Annotated in this window: 18 protein-coding genes; 12 read left to right on the top strand and 6 right to left on the bottom strand. The window is 44.7% G+C overall.

Annotated features, from left to right (window positions below; genetic code table 11):
• Window positions 1-40: 40 nt before the first annotated feature.
• The 3 genes from A3K91_RS03555 to A3K91_RS03565 are packed head-to-tail and all read left to right on the top strand — an operon-like array spanning window position 41 to window position 2,684.
• Window positions 41-1,300 (top strand): FAD-dependent monooxygenase, encoded by a 1,260-nt coding sequence (locus A3K91_RS03555; protein WP_062844024.1) that lies wholly within the window; start codon window positions 41-43, stop codon window positions 1,298-1,300.
• 17 nt (window positions 1,301-1,317) lie between these two features.
• Complete coding sequence (locus tag A3K91_RS03560; protein ID WP_062844025.1) at window positions 1,318-2,025, top strand: OmpA family protein; 708 nt, start codon at window positions 1,318-1,320, stop codon at window positions 2,023-2,025.
• 11 nt (window positions 2,026-2,036) lie between these two features.
• Window positions 2,037-2,684 carry an OmpA family protein gene (locus tag A3K91_RS03565; protein WP_062844026.1) on the top strand — a complete coding sequence of 216 codons (648 nt, stop codon included), beginning with the start codon at window positions 2,037-2,039 and terminating at the stop codon, window positions 2,682-2,684.
• A 27-nt stretch (window positions 2,685-2,711) separates the two neighbouring features.
• On the opposite strand, the gene A3K91_RS03570 is transcribed toward A3K91_RS03565, so the two are convergent.
• A complete protein-coding gene (locus tag A3K91_RS03570; RefSeq protein WP_062844027.1) occupies window positions 2,712-3,623 on the bottom strand; it encodes a LysO family transporter in 912 nt (303 codons plus the stop codon).
• Between the two features lie 202 nt (window positions 3,624-3,825).
• On the opposite strand from A3K91_RS03570, the gene A3K91_RS03575 reads away from it, so the two are divergent.
• Genes A3K91_RS03575 through A3K91_RS03585 form a run of 3 tightly spaced genes read left to right on the top strand, consistent with a single transcriptional unit; the run spans window position 3,826 to window position 8,662 of the window.
• Complete coding sequence (locus tag A3K91_RS03575) at window positions 3,826-6,600, top strand: alpha/beta fold hydrolase (RefSeq protein ID WP_062844028.1); 2,775 nt, start codon at window positions 3,826-3,828, stop codon at window positions 6,598-6,600.
• Window positions 6,600-7,787 carry a patatin-like phospholipase family protein gene (locus A3K91_RS03580; protein WP_062844029.1) on the top strand — a complete coding sequence of 396 codons (1,188 nt, stop codon included), beginning with the start codon at window positions 6,600-6,602 and terminating at the stop codon, window positions 7,785-7,787. The genes A3K91_RS03575 and A3K91_RS03580 overlap by 1 nt, the downstream gene beginning before the upstream one ends.
• 38 nt (window positions 7,788-7,825) lie before the next feature.
• Window positions 7,826-8,662: an SDR family NAD(P)-dependent oxidoreductase gene (locus A3K91_RS03585; protein WP_062844030.1), complete on the top strand. Its 837-nt coding sequence runs from the start codon at window positions 7,826-7,828 to the stop codon at window positions 8,660-8,662.
• A gap of 16 nt (window positions 8,663-8,678) precedes the next feature.
• Here the strand turns inward: A3K91_RS03585 and A3K91_RS03590 are convergent, their stop codons facing one another.
• The 3 genes from A3K91_RS03590 to nadA all read right to left on the bottom strand — a co-directional run bounded on the left by A3K91_RS03590 (window position 8,679) and on the right by nadA (window position 12,837).
• A complete protein-coding gene (locus A3K91_RS03590) occupies window positions 8,679-9,566 on the bottom strand; it encodes a phosphatidate cytidylyltransferase (protein ID WP_062844031.1) in 888 nt (295 codons plus the stop codon).
• A 159-nt stretch (window positions 9,567-9,725) separates the two neighbouring features.
• Window positions 9,726-11,696 carry an L-aspartate oxidase gene (locus tag A3K91_RS03595; RefSeq protein WP_084387245.1) on the bottom strand — a complete coding sequence of 657 codons (1,971 nt, stop codon included), beginning with the start codon at window positions 11,694-11,696 and terminating at the stop codon, window positions 9,726-9,728.
• 1 nt (window position 11,697) lies between these two features.
• Window positions 11,698-12,837: a quinolinate synthase NadA gene (nadA, locus tag A3K91_RS03600; RefSeq protein ID WP_062844032.1), complete on the bottom strand. Its 1,140-nt coding sequence runs from the start codon at window positions 12,835-12,837 to the stop codon at window positions 11,698-11,700.
• Between the two features lie 458 nt (window positions 12,838-13,295).
• Here nadA and A3K91_RS03605 point away from each other — a divergent pair, with 458 nt between their 5' ends.
• The 3 genes from A3K91_RS03605 (at window position 13,296) to A3K91_RS03615 (ending at window position 16,234) form a co-directional block, all read left to right on the top strand.
• Window positions 13,296-14,336 (top strand): NUDIX hydrolase, encoded by a 1,041-nt coding sequence (locus tag A3K91_RS03605; protein ID WP_062844033.1) that lies wholly within the window; start codon window positions 13,296-13,298, stop codon window positions 14,334-14,336.
• A gap of 153 nt (window positions 14,337-14,489) precedes the next feature.
• A complete protein-coding gene (nadC, locus tag A3K91_RS03610; RefSeq protein ID WP_062844034.1) occupies window positions 14,490-15,350 on the top strand; it encodes a carboxylating nicotinate-nucleotide diphosphorylase in 861 nt (286 codons plus the stop codon).
• A gap of 242 nt (window positions 15,351-15,592) precedes the next feature.
• Window positions 15,593-16,234 (top strand): MarC family protein, encoded by a 642-nt coding sequence (locus A3K91_RS03615; RefSeq protein WP_084387246.1) that lies wholly within the window; start codon window positions 15,593-15,595, stop codon window positions 16,232-16,234.
• A 110-nt stretch (window positions 16,235-16,344) separates the two neighbouring features.
• Here A3K91_RS03615 and A3K91_RS03620 read toward each other — a convergent pair whose 3' ends face one another.
• Window positions 16,345-17,565, bottom strand: coding sequence for an acetamidase/formamidase family protein (locus tag A3K91_RS03620; protein WP_062844035.1), 1,221 nt, complete (start codon window positions 17,563-17,565; stop codon window positions 16,345-16,347).
• 209 nt (window positions 17,566-17,774) lie between these two features.
• A complete protein-coding gene (locus A3K91_RS03625; protein ID WP_062844036.1) occupies window positions 17,775-18,377 on the bottom strand; it encodes a LysE/ArgO family amino acid transporter in 603 nt (200 codons plus the stop codon).
• A gap of 134 nt (window positions 18,378-18,511) precedes the next feature.
• On the opposite strand from A3K91_RS03625, the gene A3K91_RS03630 reads away from it, so the two are divergent.
• From A3K91_RS03630 to A3K91_RS03640, 3 genes are all read left to right on the top strand, one after another.
• Window positions 18,512-19,270 carry a hypothetical protein gene (locus A3K91_RS03630; protein ID WP_228139898.1) on the top strand — a complete coding sequence of 253 codons (759 nt, stop codon included), beginning with the start codon at window positions 18,512-18,514 and terminating at the stop codon, window positions 19,268-19,270.
• A gap of 30 nt (window positions 19,271-19,300) precedes the next feature.
• Window positions 19,301-20,002, top strand: a complete 702-nt coding sequence (locus tag A3K91_RS03635; RefSeq protein WP_228139899.1) for a hypothetical protein — start codon at window positions 19,301-19,303, stop codon at window positions 20,000-20,002.
• A 77-nt stretch (window positions 20,003-20,079) separates the two neighbouring features.
• Entirely contained in the window at window positions 20,080-20,637 is a 558-nt protein-coding gene (locus A3K91_RS03640; RefSeq protein WP_062844038.1) for a hypothetical protein, read from the top strand.
• Window positions 20,638-20,766: the final 129 nt, after the last annotated feature.

Below are 20,766 nucleotides of genomic sequence, written 5' to 3' on the forward strand. Positions count from 1 at the left end.
AAATACTATGAGCAAACCACCGCTCAATAAAGGATATTCCATGAAAAACAACCATACATTGATTATAGGTAGCGGTATCGTTGGTGCCACGCTTGCATTAAAGCTGGCACAAGCAAAAATGCCAGTGACTTTGATTGATGCTCGTCCTGCACGTGATGAATCAATGTGGCAAGCGGTATTGAATAAGCGCGATGCCCGTGTCTATGCGCTAAGCTTAGCCAGTATCCATCTGCTAGAAGACGTAGGGGCGTGGCAAAAAATTGCGGCCTCCAAACGCAAAGCAGACTATTCGCAAATGCAAGTATGGCAATTGAATGGTATGGGCGAGTTGCTATTCGGTGATAGCGATAGCCAAAACGTCGCGCCTGACATACTGGGTAGCATGGTTGAGCCTGCCGTCATTGAACATGCACTGTGGCAGCGCATCAATGACGAGACAGTCAGTGACTATCTCACCGTTGTCGCAGGTCAAAAAGTGGTGAACATGGATTGGCTTGGTACTGATAAAGGCTATCGTGTGACTTTAAACGACGGCACAATCATTGAGGCCGCGCTAGTGGTTGGCGCAGATGGTCGAAACTCCTTTGTGCGTCAACAAGCTGGCATTGGGCTTGATACCTTAGATTATCATCAAACTGCGATTTGCTGTGCCATTCAGACAGAAAAGCCGCATCAAGCGACGGCGCGCCAAGCCATGCTGCCTACGGGGACTTTAGCCTTATTGCCTTTGGCTGATATTACAGATACGGACAAAGCCAATCCACACTACTGGCAGTCAGTCGTTTGGACATTGCCGCGCAATCAAGCACTGTCACTACTGGAAGAAGAGGATCGCTTTATCGCGGATAAGCTTGCGGCTGCGACGAACTATGAGCTTGGCGCTATCCAGCAAATTGAATCAATCGCCAGTTTCCCATTAATGGCACAACAAGCGAAGAGCTATGTCGCTGATAATTTAGTCTTAATCGGTGATGCAGCGCATGGCGTCCATCCGCTAGCAGGTCAGGGGTTGAACCTCGGTATGCTCGATGTGCAAGTATTGAGTAAGCAGTTAACCCATGACTTTGCCCGTAGTGGCAGTAAGCTTTGGGGTAGCATTCAGACTTTACGTGTTTATGAGCGCTCGCGACGTCCGCACAATAGCTTGATGATGCACAGTTTTTCTGCGCTTAACTGGCTGTTTGCAGGGTCACTTGCTCAAGCTCGTCCTGTGCAGCAAATCCGTAATGAAGGCATGTACCGCGTCGGTAAAATCAAGCCATTGATGCGCTTGTTTGCAAAGCAGGCGAGTGGGGTGTAGCAATATAAGGAAAAAACGTGGCTAAAAAGTTATGTGAAACGATAGTGGTTTTGGTAAGCGTTCTAGCATTATTGGGGTGTCAAACATCATTAAAAAATATTGAGCCAAACCAAATTATCGAAGGAACACCTATTACCTTATTGCCAGAAGCTCCTGATTCAGACGTTGTTGGGGTGCTTGATGACATCGATCACTGTCCAAATACACCTAAAAATGTCTCAGTAGATGAGCTTGGCTGCCCGATGCCTGTTGACTTAATGGATCTCATTACAATGGATATGAGAATATTCTTTAAGCGTAATAGCAATGAGCTACAATCGAAGTATTTTCCAGAACTGGAAAAAGTAACTGATAAAATGCTAACCAGTCCTGATCTGGATCTGGTGGTCGTACTATCTGGTCATACCTCTGAGCCTGAAGCACTGCAATTAACGATGACTGGTGAAAATCTCAAACAGAGAGCAGGCGGCCAATTTCAATTGGGACGTAAGCGGGCACAGTTAGTAAAAAGCTACTTAATCAATAAAGGTGTGCCTACTAGTAAAATTTATAGTTTTGATTGCGCCGATAATATGCAAGTTACGCCCAATGATACCGAGGAAGGTACACTAATGAATCAGCGTGTCTATGGGAAGGCACTACCAGCCTATGACTTTTTCAATGGTCAAGGTCATGGGCAGATGGACTCGTTTGACAGATACAAAGCCTTTTGTCAGCAGTTTTAGGAAGAAAAGTCATGTCAAATAAGTTATGGGCAACGATAACCACTATAGCAGTACTCACCTCGACGCTCGCAGCGTGCCAAACGCCATTAAAAAGCACTGCGCTAAATCAAAGTATCGAAGAATTACCTATTACCTTAGTACCAGATATCCCAGACTCAGACGGTGATGGGGTGCTTGACGATAGAGACGAGTGTCCTGAAACGCCTTTAAATGTAGTAGATAAGCTTGGTTGTTCGATGCCGATGGATCTAATGAGTCTTATTACAATGGAATATCGGGCCTTTTTTGCAAAAGGTAGTAGTGAATTAGCACTTGAGTATCAGTTTGAGCTAGATAGAGTGGCAATGCAGATGAAAAAATACGATATCGCTACCATGAAAATTGATGCTCACATCTCAGAAGATGAGCTCGACCAAGTTTCTAATTCTCTGAGCAGAGATAGAGGGCTTATGGTTAAGAACTACCTTATTTTAAAACACGACATTGAACCTAGTCGTTTGAGTACTTTTGATTGTAGCATTAGAGCGCCTATTGCACCCTCTGATACCGAAGAAGGCAAATCCTTTAACCGCCGTGTTTATGGACTAGTCAAAGAGCCAAAAGTAAACGCTTATAATGATCTGGTTGATTTAGCTTCAAAGATATGTGTCGAGTTTTAAATCGTAGTCAATCTTAACAACTTGCACTTATCCAAGCGCCGAAAAAAACACCATTAACACTGGCGAGACAATATTAATAATAAAGCCAAAACTGATTGCCAGTGGCACGACTTTTAGACCACCTGATTGCTGGATAATCGGCAAAGTAAAATCCAAGCTTGTCGCGCCACCAAGCCCAACAGCAGCAGAAGGATACTTGCGCATAAAGACTGGAATAAAGAGTAACGCAAAAAACTCGCGTACCAAATCATTAAATAGCGCGACACTGCCCCAAACTGCGCCATAAGCATCAGTCATCACAATCGCTGAGAGCGAATACCAGCCAAATCCTGACGCCAACGCTAAACCTTTTGCCCATGACACATCCGTAAATAATAAAGCAAAAATCAGTCCGCCGACTAACACCGATAACGTAAAGATGATACTCATCTCCACGCCGCGTCTATTCAATAGCACCTCTTTTAAGGTGATGCCTGACCCTTTTAAGCCAATACCGACCAATAAAATCAGTATCATCAATAGTACAGTCATAGTGTTTTCAGGTGGCATGTAGTCAGCTGGTAATAAATACCCAATTATCATGCCAATCGCCACACAAAATACTTGTGCTAAGCTGCCACGAATACTGACGCGATGCGCTTTTGACTTTATGCTGGGTTTTTTAGCATGCCATGGACGCATGTGGTCAAACAACATAAGAGCGAATAAACCTGTGCCAACCGTGAGTATCGATAAGACCGTCACGTATAAAGCGATCTCGCCAATCTGACTGCCTAAGCCTTCCACTTGCGACAGCTCAATACCAATGAGTCCCAAGATGACAAACACCAAATAAGACAGGCCTTTGTCTGCAAACTTGGTCATGGTTGGGTTAGAAGGAATGGCAAAACCAATGAACATTGGCATCAATACCAAAACAAGAGTGATTAGGCTGTGCATGGTGGTAGGCTCGCAGCATTTTTAATAGGGCATTTTGGACAAGCCGACGATTGTAGCACACTGGGTCATAATGGTGGCACGTGCGTCAAAGGGTGATGCATACGCCCCAGTTGATTGATGAAAAAAGAATATAATAATGACAAGCATTTACCTGATAAACATTTGTTGTTACATTAGAGTATTCAGATAGCTGATCTTTATTATGTCACTTTACCAACTCAAGTCTCAATTTCAAGATCAGCTGCGCCCTGTTAGCGATATGCTGGTTAAGCATCATTGTACTGCAAATCAAGTGACTATCAGCGCGGTCGTGTTAAGCATGGGTACGGCTTATGTGATTGCGACGCGGGCAGGAGAGAGTCCACGTTTATGGTTATCATTGCCTTTGTCTTTGTTCATGCGTATGGCGCTAAATGCAATCGACGGCATGATGGCACGTGAGCATGGACAGGCATCGACAATGGGTGCCTTACTCAATGAAGCAGGCGATCTGGTAGCAGATACGGCATTTTTTATCAGCATTTTGCCGCATTTGAATCAGACGACAATATCGGGCGCTCATAATCATGGCTCTTATCAGCAGCATATTGCCAGTTTGTCCTTATTAAGCATCAGTACAGAGCTGTTGGCAATTGGTAGTAATATAGGTTTCCAAGAGCGAGGCAATCAAGGGCCACTAGGAAAAAGCGATCGTGCGTTATTGCTTGGGGTGCTTGGTACGGTGATGGGGATGAAGTTACCGCTCACGCGTTTAAGTGCTTGTCTATCACCATTGTTCATCATCTCAGAAGCATTACTCATCAAAACGTGTCTAAACCGCTTACGGTTTATCGCTGAGCTTTATCTGCGAAGTAATCCACCCCAACTTCGGTCAAACCGCGCAGTTTTTTTGAGTCATGCCGATGACAATACATTCGAGCAATTGCTTACTAAGAAAATACAGTTACCTTTAAAGCATACTTCATCAAAATTAGATACTCTCTCAGAGATAACTCACGCATCGACTCCCCATCATTTGGATATTCAAACCATGGCTAAGCCTTCATCACCTCATTATTTTCATCAATCGGCATGTGATCAGACACTGCCCATCAGTGGCGAAAGCTGTTTTAATGCTTACGATGGCACGGCGATCTATTACCGTTATTGGTTGACCATGCCGATAGCTGACATAAAACTACAAGCAGCCAATCAGTTATTACGCCAAGTAATTTTGTTACACCGTGGGCATGAACATTCGGGACGACTGGCAGAGCTTGGTGTACAGTTTGCAAGGGCAGGTTATCAGGTATTTGCATGGGATGCGCGTGGTAATGGACGTTCAGGTGGCATCAAAGATCATGCTGATAGCGTCACAGAGCTTGAACGAGATTTGAATGATTTTGTGCAGTTGGTCAGAGCGCAGACGGGCATAGCTATCGAAGACACGTTGATTGTGGCGAGCAGCATAGGGGCTGTGTTAGCAGCAGCATGGGTACACGATTATGCACCCAACATCCGCGGGATGATACTGGGTACACCTGCGCTTAATATTCGCTTGTATATGCCGTTTGCCATTCCAACGCTAAAAGTAGCACGTACCCTTGGTGTGATGTCTCGTGTGAGCAGTTATGTGAAGGCGCAGGTGCTCACTCATGATAAGGCAGCGCAGGAAGCATACAATGCCGATCCGCTAATATCGAGTAGTATCTCAACGGATCTGTTGATTGACACTCACGCCACAGGGCAGCGTTTGCTCGACGATGCTGCTGCTATTACTGCGCCTGTTTTTGTGTTGTGTGCCGGCAAAGATTATGTGGTAGATAAACAAGCTGAGCGTAATTTTTATGAAGCCATTAATACACCTATCAAGCGCTGGCAGCTATACCCAGACAGCTATCATGCTATTTTTCATGAGACCAATAGAGCGGATGTGTTTGCAGATTGTCTTGATTTTGCTGAGCAAGTATTTGCAACGTCAGTACAAATACCAGATCTAAATGATGCGCATCTTGCCAGCGCCAGCAAGGACAAAGTCGATCGTTTAGCGATTAAGCCATTTAATCCAAGCTTTGCTATCACGCGCTTTGCCATGCAAAAATTTGGTCATGTCAGTCAAGCCATCTCGGCAGGGCTTGAGCACGGTTTTGACTCTGGCAGCTCATTGGATCAAGTGTACAATAATACCCCAAGTGGACGTGGTACAGTTGGGCGTGCCATAGATAAGTTCTATTTAAATAATATTGGTTGGCAAGGAATCCGAGTACGACGCAAGCACTTATTAGAATTAGCAGGTGAGGCGATCGCGCATGTACAAATGCAGAAAGAGGCTAAAGACGGTCAGCATGCCCTTATCTCTGAACAGCCAAAGCATATCCCAAGATCATATACTCCAAAACTATTAGATATTGCGAGTGGTCACGGCGTTTACGTATTTGATTTGCTGGAAAAGTTTGACAATTTACATGCTGAGCTGCGTGATTATGAGATCCATAATGTACAGGCCCTACAATCCAAAGCAGAACGTTTGGATATGGGCAATCGCGTGGTAACTTATCAAAAAAATGCATTTGATAGCAGTAGTTATCATAACAGTAATGCTGATACACCTGCATTTGATATTGCTATTGCTTCAGGGGTATTTGAGCTGTTTTCTGATAACACATTACTTGCGACAGCGCTGGCAGGGATGTACGCCAGTCTTCAGGCGGGTGGGTATCTTATTTATACCAATCAACCTTGGCATCCTGAGCAAGAATTTATCAGCAAAACCTTGAATAATCATCGCGGCAGTAGTTGGGTGATGCGTTGTCGCTCGCAGGCAGAAATGGATCAACTGGTTGAGCGTGCAGGTTTTGAAAAAGTATCTATGCGTATCGATAAGTTTGGTATTTTTACGGTGTCATTGGCAAAAAAACCACTTAATGCTGACAAAGATAGTGAGGCACCCCTAAAAGACAGTAAAACTGAGTCTACCAAACATCATGAGAGCCGGTAATGAAAACTGCGTACCCTTATGAGCGTGTTCAGCTTTTTTCTGGTGGCGGTTCGCGCTTTGGGTATTATTTGGGCAGTTATGCCGCGCTGGTTGAGCATGATCTCAAGCCGGGTTTAATCATTGGGACTTGCGGTGGTAGTTTGTCCGCTCTTCTGGTACAGCTTGCGCCTGATCCTGTTGCCCTCAAACAGCTTATTGAGAGTCATGCGCTATATAAGGTAATTGGCAATATCACCCATGTCGCTCCTGATGAGGTTAGCATGCGGCATAAATGGCGTTATGCCAGTCAGGCATTCAACCGTTGGCGTACTTCTCATCTAAGTATGCGCCAGTCTGCCAATATGCATGCTGATCTTTTGGATGAACTACAACATTTGGCTATGTTTCGTATCACAAATGACGATCAATGGCTTGATGAATTGATACACTTGGCAAATACTAATAAACAGACGGTAATTGATCCAATGACACCTGATATTGCGATTATTGCCAGTCGACTTTATCAAGGGCAAGCAGCACAAACAGCGCTTGGCCAGCCGCAGCTACAAGAAGTTTTATTTGCTCCGCTACCTTTGGCTCATCGGTATCGGACTCAGTTAATACCGAATTCTACTACCGAACCAACAGCATGTACTACGTTCGATAAGCTTATTTCTCCTGTCAATACACTAGCACGTACACGCATTCATCAGAACGTGGCCGTACTACAAGAATGGGAAATAGCCACTGCAGTTCGTGCTTCGATGTCAGACATGTATTATTTACCGCCCATCCATATTCGAGAGTTGGGTTGGTGCTTGGGCGGTGTGATTAATTTAACCCCCATTGAGCTGGCAGCTGCTACTGGTCACACAGTCTTTGCCGAAACTAAGGCAGGATATGATCGTTGGCTTGCCGCGCCTGCTATTCGTCATGTTTTTGGGTTTGACCCAAATGTGCGCTTGGCACAGGTGCATCAGTATCAGCATAGAGATGGGGCAAGCGGTTTTACAAGTCAAATACATTGGCTGCCTTTTTCTGACAATGCAGCGCAGTTAGTACGGCAGCAAGTAAGAAAACGCTTGAATATGAAGACGGCAATGATGGAGCTGGTACACAGCTCTCACGATACGTTTGTCCGTCAAATGCAGGCGCAGTGGGACTACGGGTATAAGCGTACAGTGAGCTATATTCAACAGCATCTTTAATACCGCTACTTTATTACAATGACTTATCGGCAGGCACTATGACAGATGTTATTAATCCTTCCTATACTAATACCAGTAGCACACCTCATCTGATTGTGGTGGGTGGTACAAGCGGAATTGGCTTGGCACTAGCACGCCGCCACCAGCTGCAGGGCTGGCGAGTGAGTGTGGTTGGCCATAATCAAGAGAAGATAAAAACGTTAAATCAGAGTCATCCTAATATGATTACTTATTCTTGTGATTTAGCCCATGACATTGAACGTCGAAAATTATTGCAACAACTATCAGAGGTTGGTTTTCAGCGTTTGATCTATAGCGCAGGCAGTTATTTCAATGAGAGAATACACACACTTGACCGCGTGCAGAGTGACCAAATGCTGGCGATTAATTTGCAAGCGTTTGAGCATGTATTTCATTGGGCAAGTACGCAATTAAAGCGGCAAATAGAGGAGCAACCAGTCATTTGTCCTGCTACTCATACTGTATCTGATCCTAAACTCGGTCTCATTTGTATTGCGTCGATAGCAGGAGTGTTGGATTATCCTTATGCCAGTCTATATGCCAAAAGTAAGCGCGCCATGATTGCCACTGCCAGTGCTTATCGCTGTGCTTTGCAGCCTTTTAATATACAAGTTACTTGCATTGCATCAGGCTATATTGACACGCAAGCTTTGCGCGATTTAAATAAAGGGGATGCCAGTCATAAGCCTTTTATCATGTCCCCTGAGCATGCAGTCGATAACATAATGCAAGCGATTAGCGAAGATACTGAGCTAGCTATATTTCCATGGCCTATGCGTTACATCACTAGAATATTGAATCGACTGCCAAAGCCTGTATTACATCGACTACTACGTAATAAATTAGACAAGTAATGGGAGACCTTCAATTTTAGTAAAACCAATAAACCAAGGTAAACAGTGGCACACCAATCAGTAGACTATCAATCCTATCAAGAATACCGCCATGTCCTGCCAGTAACGTACCAATATCTTTGATCCCATGTTGACGCTTGAAGGCTGACTCTAGCAAATCCCCTGCAATGCCACTCACAACCAGCCCATAAGCAATAATAAAGCATAACCAGCCATCAAATGGCGTCAACCAAATCCCAAATATCGTAGCAAGTACGGCAGCAGCGAATCCACCAAATAGGGCACCTTCAATACTTTTGTTAGGGCTAATGGTGGGTGCAAGATTACGTTTAAATAGCTTGTTCTTGAGCCATTTGCCACATAAATATTGAGCAATATCGTTAAATTGACTCGAAAATAACACAAATAATACTACGCCATACTCGCTACGTTGCCATGCCACGTGTTGAAGAACAATGAGACTGATGGTCAAACTAATAGTAGCAAGTACTAGAGCGATATCAATACCATTTATTGTTGGAGTAAGCGGAGATGAGTGAGGAATAGCATTAAGGAATGCAGGTTTGTGATCAGTTGGTGTAGAAGGATGTAATCCACGCTGTTGTAGCTTATAAATCAAATGTGCTTTGCTGCTTGGTCGCCACAAACGAATGATTTCGTATAAGGCGCGTAAGCCCACTAATAAAAAAAAGACCGTCAATAGCCATGCATAAGGATGCTGATTATTGAGGTCTATTTTTGCAATCACATAGCAGCTGCATAATGTGGCTAGCATCCACCACCATGAGCGGGCGATAAAATAAATTTTAGGTAAGCGGAGGCGGATGCCTGGATAGGCCAGTGCACCCCAAACTGTGCTTACGGTTAACATCAGACCAACCACAAACCAAGTATCAGCAGTCATCGTCCATCGTCTTAGTCATACATTACGAATAAAAGGTAAAAGTGAATCCAGCATATTATACTCAGTATAAATAGGGTACCTGCTGCTAAATTGAGAAAGTATAGTTTGTTGCATCTGGTTCACTCTTTTACCCTATATTTGCTGGTCAAAGCAGGTGCATTATCCTGTGGCAGTTGTTTTAGCTGCTACAACAGAGGTATTTATAGGCAATGTACCATGATATATGCTTGGCTTATCAAGGCTGTGACTATCCAATTCAACGATTGGATAAACGACACTGGTTCGCGGCTCTCTGTCTGTGTCAGGATAGTCTAGCCGCGCGTGACCACCACGACTTTCACAGCGTTGATACGCCGCGTGAATAATAAGAGAGGCTAAAGATAGTTGCTGCTTTAACTGAAAAGATGCCAAAGAATGGAGTATAGCAGATTCATCAACACAATTTGATAAATTTAAGTCGGTCCCACTAGTACTATAACTCTCGGTTCCATCTTTTAAAAGGATAAAAGCTTTTTCATCAGACAGCGCGTTCAATGCTTGTTGCCACTGCTGTACTAGCAGGAGCGCTTGCTCTAGTTTGTCAGCATGACGCACGATACCCATATTATTGGTCATCAGCAGTTTTAATGCGGCGGTTATTTTGACAGCATCAACGTCAAAATGTGTATTGTCTTTTATATCACTATGAACATATAAATGAGAGCTAGAAGGTGACAAGGCAACAGCCTGAGTCTCTTTAAGAAGTGGTAGCGTCCAAGCCGTACATACCGCTTGCGCTGAATGAATCTTATATAAAGGGCGGTTTGGTTTGGTAATGGCCTTCAAATACTGGGGCACATGTGCGGCAATGTGCCGACCGACGACCACGCATTCTAGTAAAGAATTACTGGCCAAGCGATTGGCGCCATGCAATCCAGTATAGGCAACTTCACCAGCTGCATAAAGCCCTATCACATCGGTCAAACCGTCCGCAGACGTCACCACGCCGCCGCAGCTATAATGGGCAATCGGCGCTACGGGAATAGGCTCAGCAGTCATATCAATGCCGAGTGTCTGCAATGTTTGGTAAATCTGCGGAAAATGCGCCTTTAAGAATGCTGCTGGCAAGTGGCTGACATCAAGATGCACGTAGCCAAGACCATTGCTTTCAATTTGCTCGGCAATGGCACGAGCCACGATATCGCGTGGTGCGAGCTCAGCGCGCACGTCGATATCCAGCATAAAGCGCGTACCGGTCTGCGGACAATATAACCGTCCACCTTCACCGCGTAATGCCTCTGATATCAAAAAGTGACTATCGCCAAGCACCAAACCTGTCGGATGAAATTGAACAAACTCTAGATTGGCCAAGCGGCAACCTGCTTGCCATGCCATCATCACCCCATCACCAACACAAACGTTGGGCGCACTGGCGCGTTTAAACAGTTGCCCTAAGCCGCCACTGGCCAATACGACAGCACTACTATGAAAAGTAAATTGACGCCGATTGATATGATCAAAAACACGTGCACCGTGACAGTGATTAATAGCTGCGTTATCCAGATGACGGCTGAATGGTGCTGTCAACAATTCCAACGCTTCATGATAGGGAAGGATAGTAATATTACTCGCCGCCTGCGCTTTGAGAAGTAATGCTTCCATAATATGCCGACCAGTCGCATCGTCCGCATGGGCAACTCGGCGACAACCATGACCGCCTTCTTTGGTTAAGTGTAAGTCGCTGGTACGCAGAGTGGCGATGGTTTTTTGCTGAGTATCTGAATGAGATATTTGGGTAAAAGGCACGCCTTGTTGGCACAGCCATTCAACCGCTTGTTTTCCAGCGCTTAAGATGCGGGCGGTATTATCAACCTCACACAATCCTGCGCCAGCAACCAACGTATCAGCGATATGGTCGGCAACAGTATCCTCTTTGTCTAAGCTTGCAGCGATACCGCCTTGCGCATAATGACTCGAGCAAACCTCAAGTGCAGCTTTGCTCAGCACCGTGACCGAAAGCGACGTTGGCAAAGACAAAGCCGTGCTCAAACCCGCAAGTCCTGCGCCAATGATTAACACATCCGTTTGTCTTATATCGTCTTCGCTATGTGCATCACCAATGGCGCTACCTAGGTTGATAGCCTGGCTCATGTTAAGCCGCTCCTACATTGGCAAATAAAGAGCGGTCTTTTATGATATCGCCACTGCTCGCCACACGTTGTTTTTGTGACTCAGCAAAATCAAGCATGCGTTGCAAAGGTTTTCTAGCCGCGGCGGCCAACTCAGGTGTCATAAGTATTTCACCGCTTTGATGAGTCAAGCAGTGTTCAATACCCTGCAAGCCATTCATTGCCATCCATGGACAAAAAGCACAGCTTTTGCAACTGGCGCTTTCACCAGCGGTGGGCGCGGCCAAAAAGTGCTTGGTTGGTGAGCGTTTTTGCATCTCATGCAAGATACCCAAATCGGTGGCAACAATAAACGTATCGGCGTCCATCTCATATGTCGATTGCAGCAGCTTACTGGTTGAACCAACCACATCGGCGAGCGCCACAACGCTATCAGGAGATTCAGGATGTACCAATACCTTTGCCTCTGGATAGGCTTCTTTCAACTGTATCAGCTCAGTGGCTTTAAACTCGTTGTGTACCAAGCAGGAGCCTTGCCACAGCAGCATATCTGCGCCAGTCTCACGCGCGATATATTTGCCCAAGTGACGATCAGGCCCCCAAATGATAGGCTCGCCTTTTGCGTGCAGATGACGAACGATATCGATACCAACGGAGGAAGTCACCACCCAGTCTGCCCGCGCTTTTACGGCAGCGCTGGTATTGGCATAAACCACCACGGTACGCTCAGGATGAGCATCGCAAAACGCAGCAAACGCATCGGCAGGGCAGCCCAAATCAAGCGAACACTCCGCTTCTAAATCTGGCATGAGGACGGTTTTTTCCATGCTGAGGATTTTTGCTGATTCACCCATGAAGCGCACGCCCGCAACCACCAAGGTCTGCGCACTATGCGCTTGACCAAAGCGCGCCATTTCAAGCGAGTCTCCAACACAGCCGCCCGTTGCCAATGCCAAGTCTTGGATAAAGGGATCGACATAATAATGAGCGACCAGTACCGCATTTTTGTCCTTTAACAATTGCTTGATGTTTGCTTCGACCGCGATGCGCTCTGCACGTGGCAGATCCTTTGGGATTTTGGCTCGGGCATAGTCGATATTCATTTGAGTAGCAATGCGAGCATCAGTGCTCATTATTGGCGCATCGTATGGGTAGATTTTCATAATGACAACCTTTTATGGGGTAACGACAATTGGTGTGTCGCTAAAAATGGATCAATCAAATACTGCTGACAAAACATTGTTTAATTATGCTCATTTTGAGTATAAATACAAGTGCTTTTTAGATGTCGCTGATTAAAGGATGCGATTTACATAAACTGCGTTTTTGTGCTTGAGTGATAAGAGCTTGAGTGATAAAGGATCGAGATGATAGGAAAAAGGCTTTGGTTTTTTAGAGAGGTTCGCGTGTAATGGGAAAGAGGGTAGATAAATGGTGCTGTAAATTTTTGAATTTGAACCAACTATCCTCTGCTAATTATCGTTTTTGACATTGTTTTTGACTTTTTATCGTTACAACCGCAGTCTATGATAATGCGACATTCACGCTATACTAAGCCATACTATCAGCCATTCGTTTTATTACCTTTTGGCTCTAAAAATAAAGGATGACCTTTAACGTTATGACATTGTCTTACTCGCACGCCCATCAACAAGGTAGTGGCACAACCGAAGTAGTCGCAGTACTTGTGGCCATCACAGACCATACCGCTCGCGTACTAACGGTCGATCAAGGGAAATTATTACCCAATGGACCACTCATGCCGTTGCACCGCTCTTTACAAGCAGGCGTTCGTCAATGGGTCGAAGAGCAAACACAGCAGCCACTTGGATATTTAGAGCAGTTATATACCTTTGTAGATACCAATAGGCGCAACATCGATGGTCACGCATTGGTTTATGTGAGTTATCTAGGATTGGTGCAAGAGACGCAAGCGCAGCTACAAAGCCAAGCGTCATGGCAAGATTGGTACGACTATTTTCCTTGGGAGAATCACTTGGATGGTATGCCAAGTATGATTGTTGAATTTATCGTGCCTGCATTATTAGATTGGGCGAATACCGCAGAGGATGACGTCGGTCAACAACGCCGAATACAACGCATTGGCTTGTGCTGGGGCGTAAGTCGGCCAGTTTTTGCAGATGATGACGCTCACAATATAGAGTTGGTAAGTGAGTCAGATAAAAAGCCTGAATACGAGAGTAAAGAATGGGTAGCTGAGCATGTGTTGCTGCGTTATGAAATGCTTTATGAAGCGGGGCTGATACCTGAAGCGCCTACTTATCCGCCCACTTATCAGACAAAAATACTGCCTGAACAATGGTCACAACTCAAAGGTGTGCCGATGTACTATGATCATCGCCGTGTGATTGCCACTGCTATCTCAAGGCTGCGTGCAAAAATCGAATATCGACCCCTTATCTTTGGCCTCATGCCTGAGGTGTTTACGTTGTCGCAGTTACAGCAAAGCGTAGAAGCATTATCAGGCGTGCGTTTGCACAAACAAAATTTTCGTCGCCTGCTCGATGCACAGCACCTCGTAACAGAGACAGGAGACAGTAGTAGCGCTCAACGAGGTCGCCCTGCAAAGCTTTATCGCTTTCGTCATGATATTGAACTACAAAGCTTATTGATGGATAGCAAATTACCCAAGCGTAAATAAGAAGCCATTTTTGCAGTCGATGATGTCCACTTGGTTAAGCACGAAAACAGGTACTTGGCTTGCGAGAGTGTTCACTTTACGCTATATTTATGCTCATTTTGAGTTTAATTAAATCAAGCTCATATTATTAGTGTACGCATATAAGGGTTAAAGATGACAGTCAAAAAAGAGCCAGCATTGGATGAGGTATTGCTTAAACCCTTGGTTGAAACTGCCTTAATTGAAGATTTGGGTAGACGCGGCGATGTGACGTCGCAAGCCACCATCCCAGTTGACCTGCAAGCGCAACTAGAAATTAAGACGCGGCAAGCAGGCGTGATATGTGGTATGGATTTGGCGCGTTTGTCGTTTGCTTTGGTCGATGCGCAGATTAAATTTAGCGCTTACGTCAACGACGGTGAATCGGTGGCTGCTGGTACAGTTTTGGCAACCGTTCGGGGCAATGCTCGTCATCTGCTGACGGCCGAGCGCACCGCACTCAATTTTATGACGCATCTGAGTGGTATTGCGTCAGCGACAAAAACAATCGTCGATAGTGTCGCTGCCTATCCTGCGCAAATTACCTGCACGCGCAAGACCATTCCAGGTTTGCGTGTGGTACAAAAATATGCCGTACGCTGCGGCGGCGGGCGCAATCATCGCTTGGGATTAGATGATGCCATCTTGATTAAAGACAATCATATTGCCATAGCAGGTGACATCAAGACAGCCATCCGCCACGCCCAAGAGTTTGCAGGTCACCTAATTCCAATCGAAGTGGAGGTTGATACACTAGAGCAATTAGAGCAGGCGTTGGAGGCTGGCGTGAGCTTGGTCTTATTAGACAATATGTTGCCTGACGTCCTATCGCAAGCAGTGGCCATGTGTCAGGGCCGCGCCAAAACAGAAGCGTCAGGCGGGATTACTCCTACCACCGTACAAGCAGTGGCAAAGACAGGCGTTGATTTTATTGCGATGGGGTACCTCACACACAGTACCACTGCCTTAGATATTGGTTTGGACTTTAGTGTGTAGTCTGGTTTGTTGAGGTTTTATAAGATTGCTTGATAGCTTAGTTGCTCATTCCTTAGCGCCTGAATAAAGCATTTGATAAAAGTCTGATATTGGTGATATAAAAAATCGACAAAGTTAATGATTTTATTGGCTTATCTGCCTATGTTACAATGCCATTTTTCGATGCGTATTGGGTCATCTTTGCACTCGCACGATGACCTTACTTTTTGTACAAGTTATTTCAATAGACAAGCGAGCGCTCAGTGAATACTGAAATTATCAAGATAATCTTAGCCTTTATGGTATTGATTAATCCATTTAGCGCTCTGACGTTATTTTTGGATTTGACCCGTGGTTATTCGATGAATAACCGGCGCAAAGTGGCGCGCGTTGCTTGTGTGACGATTTTTATTACCATTAGCTTTTTTACGTTAGCGGGCGAAGGGCTACTAAAAATACTGGGTATCTCGATAGGCTCGTTCCAGCTGGCAGGCGGAATATTGGTCTTTTTGATTGCGCTGAATATGATGAATGGTGAGGGTAACCCGGTTAAGCCTGATCAAGAAAATTTTGATGTCGATCATGTACAAGACGCGCCGCCAACGATGGCTTCTGCCGTCGTTCCGCTTGCGATTCCGATGATGATTGGACCCGGTGGTATCTCAACCGTGATTATCTACTCCTCACAAGTCTCGGGCGTGTTGCAAGTCTCTGCTATATTGATCGCTGGATTGTTCATCAGCTTGTTTTGTTATTTGGCATTGATGGCAGCCGGTCGTATCAGCCGTTTATTAGGCGATACGGGACTAAACATCATGAGCCGAATCATGGGTATGTTACTAGCGGCCGTTTCTGTCGAAATCATCGTCAATGCATTGCGTACATTGTTTCCAAGCATGATGTGATAAGGGTTTTAATATAACAGCCGTTTTGTGAGCAAGCGCTTAGCATAGACTCTAAATCATATACGTGTGCTAAGTGCTTGCTACTGCTCTATACAAAGGACTTGTTTGACTTAGTCTTGACTAAACTCTCTAAAATCTGCCTTACGAATTTTTGCATGGATGCCTTTTGTTTTATCGACCACCTGTGACACTTCAAAGTCAGTGGCGGCACTCAAATAAGCATACGCCAATGCTTCATCAATACCATATTCTCTATTTAAAAATCCAATGGCTTCACGAGTCGATTTTTTCATGGCTTCGTCTAAGTCTTCATCCAACCCCGGCGTTATCCAAAACTCAGAATTTTCACCCAAAGGTTGCGACAGCGACTTGCCTGGGATTTTGTCTTTACCCGCTTTTAACAATGTGAACTTAAAGGTTGCACGCGCTGATGCTTCAAGTGCGGTCAGAGCGACTTCACCATCTCCTTGAGCAAAATGACTGTCGCCTGTATAGAAAAGCGCACCAGGCACTTGTACAGGATAATAGACCGTTGAGCCATCACCCAAGTCATTGATGTCCATATTGCCGCCATGTTTTGCTGGTGGTACAGAGTGTACAGGCTCTGAGGTGTTTGAGGCCACGCCCATCAATCCCATAAATGGATTGAGTGGAAAGCGGATAGAGGGACCAGACTCGGTTTTGATGACGCCTTCATAATTGCCGTTGGCGTTTTTTTCTATCGGCGTAAAGACGGAGACATTACCGAAGTGTTCAGGATGAGCGGTCGAGGCATTTTTTTGCTGCGGTGTTTTTGGAAACTCTCCCACCAAGGTGCCTTTGCCATGACGATTAGAGATAACACCATAAGGCACACGAGGCTCAATTTTGATCACTTCTACTTTTAAAATATCGCCTGGCATGGCGCCGCGTATTTCAAGTGGTCCTGTCACAATATGCGGGCCATCTTTATGAAAATCATGTGCTAAGTCAGAACCAGTAATCTTTTTTGCTTCATCCAAGACGTAATCTGCTGTGACACCTTTTGATTGAAAGTATTTTTCTGCATCGCGTCCTTGATCTTCAAGTAAGCCTTCATGAGACACCGTATCAAACGTCACTGTACTTCCAGATGGCACACTTAACACAGGTTTGGCATCTCTATTTGGCAAATAACCCCAGCTGATGGTTTGTAAGGTAGACGGCACGTAATAGTTTCCTTTATATGGTCCTTCTTTTAGTTGAGTGGGTTTATTTGTGATTTCTTTTAGAACCTGAAAGTCTTGTGCATGAGCTAGGGATAGAGTGAGCGTGCTTAAAACAAATAGTGACAAAGCCGTTTTTTTCAACATAGAGCATATCCTTAGTTTTTAAGAGCAATGGTTTTTAAGAGCAAAAGTTTCTTAACTGCGCTTTGATTAAGGCAAGTTCTATACCATTGTAGAAAAAAGCTCATTCAGCCATAAAATCTATGTTCAAACGTTCGGATACGTTCTAATTTGGTGCTATTAAACCATTTAAGAACGATTTTGGTGCAGTACGTCACAATATCTCAGTAGTATTAACTGCGATACAAATGCCAAGCAAGGTATAGCATCAATATGCCGACTAAGGCATCAAGGATGTTCCAAGCTTTTGGTTTGGCAAACAGCGGTCTCAGTAGGCGCGCGCCATAACCCAACGCAAAAAAGAAAAAGAAGGACGCCGTGATGGCACCAGTAGCAAACACGAGCTTGCTACTGGCACCTGTTGAAACCATGCCAACGAGCACCAATGTATCTAGATAGACGTGTGGGTTTAGCCAAGTAAAGCCAAAGCATAATAACAATGCCTTTTTAAGACTAGTGACTACCTGTCCCTCGACGGTCATCGCATGTGACACTCGCACGCTGGCATACAAGCTTTGTAAGCCGTAGCATAGTAAGAACAAGACGCCAGCTATCTTTGCAATATTGACCACTTGAGGGTAGCGTGCGGTGACTGCGCCAAAACCACCCACGCCTGCTGAGATTAAAAGCGCATCACTCACCGCGCAAAAAAGACAGACAAAAAATATGTGCTCACGTTTGAGCCCTTGTTTGAGTACAAAGGCGTTTTGTGAACCAATGGCAATAATGAGCGATAGCCCAAGAAAGAAACCAGAAAAATAATCAGGGGCATTCATAGTAGTAGGCTTATTGTTTTTAGAGTAATAACGTTGACAGTTTGCTTACTGGCAGCGCCAAAAAAAGCTGTTAAGATACGCTATTGAATCTACGTATGCAATACAAGCACAATGAATGAGAGGCGAAGTGGGCCATGGTGGTAAGTTTGGCAAGAATGCTACAGTCGTTTGGACAAGCGCAGAATGACTTGCCAACGCTAGCGGCTGAAAATGCTCAAAGAGCGAGTATCAGTCAGGACGCCGAAGTTAAAGAGGCTGGAGTGACTGAAGAAAGTAATCAAGTAGATCAGCAACTCTCCACGCTGACTCCACCTGAACGGGCGGATCGTATCTGTGATGCTTTAGCACAAGTCACTGATATTGGAACACCCACGCCTTTGACGGATCGTTATTTGTCCAATCGCGCTCAAATGCGCCCCACAAATAGACCTCCTTTTGACCCAGATACGTTATGGTATCTAAGATATGGACGCTGTCCGATTATGACTGAACTGATTGATGTGGTTGATGAGGCCACCTTAAATGCTATGCCGATTGAAGCGGTTGCCATATTAGATCGAATCAATGGTAAGTTAAAGCGCTATCGTGAGTGGAGCAATGAGCTCAACGAACAGCAACAGCAGCAGCACAATGAGCGCCAGTTTGTCATCGATAAGCTGGTGTCAGAGAGTATTCCAGAAGCGTTACATCATTATGAACAGCTACAGCGCTTTAGTCCACATCGAACCAAGAATAGTACGGTTCAAGGTAAAATGACGGCAGGTGACATGCTGACCGATTTGTTTTTAGAAATTGACTATGAGCTTGATGAGTTATTAGATGAGTTGCATCAAACCGTGATGAACCGTCTGGCATCGACCCATCGTTATGTCAAAAGTCGCACCCAAAGCTAGTTTATATAAGACCAATTCCATAAGGACGCTATGATGACCCAAATGACAGCGATGTTCGTGATGTTTGTTTTATACGGGCTGTTACCAGCAGCTGGGTTATATTTGGGGTATCGCGGTATCAAAAAATTCACAGCGCCCAAAATGCTTGAATACACGGCCATGCCGCAATTGGGCTATATTCCCGAAAAAAGCTTGCCAGTTGAAATCAAAACAGCGCTTGACCAAATCAACCAAAAAGGCAAAAAGCTGCGTCTGATTTATGGTGATACCAATAATGATGGAAAAATTGATAACAAGGATACTGTCAACGAAACTTATGTCATGATTCAAAACCTGATGGACACACATATACCACAAGCAGTGGCTGACTATCGCCGCTTGCATGACTTAGATGTGGCGGATGGCGCGCTTGCTAATACGACAAAAATTAAGCACTCTAACGTCACTGGCAAAGAAGCATTATTAGACATACTCAAGACAATCAATACCCAATTCGACGATTTATTGAATGCCTCTTATCATCAAGATGGACAAAAACTGCTGGTCGCCAATAGATATCTACAAAGTCGCTTTGATAACCCAACAACCACGGTAGAGGCATCTTCTCTGAGCAACATTAGCAATCCTAATACAGTCCCTAATATGGATAAAAATCATGACCCTAATGAGCTAAATCCTCAAGAAGAAAACCTTCAAGAAGCAAGTACTCAAGAAAAAAGTACTCAGCGATAAAACGATCAGCCAAAGAAAAGTAGATGCGAAATAACATTTGATGACATGTATGAGTGAAAAACAAATAGCGAGTGTATATGAGTATCATAATAGGCATTGGCGTTGTGACGACGATTACTACTTTATATTTGGGAAAAAAGTGCTGGCACGCATTTCATAAAGCGGTCGGCATCTCTCCAGGCGTACTCACGTATCAAGATTACCATGCGCCATTGTCTCTAACTACCCTAAACTGGCAGCAGCTAAATCTGAATAAAAAACATTTGGAGAGTCTATCAGAGCAGGAGTTGCGCCAACTACAGCGTATTGACGAAAAAGTACATCACTACCAAGCATATCAACAAGAGTTACAAGCGCAGCATAGAACACCTGCGGTCAATGAGTCTCAATTTGTGCTGCACAAGATGTTGCATACTCGATTGCCAGAAGTGTTGGCCAGTTACTACCAGCTCACACATATGCATAAGAATGCAAAAACTATGAATGGTGAGAAAAGGGTGGAGGCAGGTGAGTTACTACAAAAGGTATTAGACAATATTGAACAACGTCTGGATACGTTATTAGAGCAAATGGAGATGCGGCATTTGCAGGATTTACGAGTCATGAATCAGTATCTCGATAGCCATGATAATTGAGTAGTTAAAGTCCTTGAAGGGGTATAAGAGTTAAACAGTCTTAAGACTTCAATAATCATAATGCTTGAGCTGACTATGTGTCTATAACGACTTAATAATACGGCATAAAAAAGCTGCCCATGACTCATC

Origin of the sequence: Psychrobacter alimentarius, from assembly GCF_001606025.1 — a bacterium.
GTDB classification, from domain to species: domain Bacteria; phylum Pseudomonadota; class Gammaproteobacteria; order Pseudomonadales; family Moraxellaceae; genus Psychrobacter; species Psychrobacter alimentarius.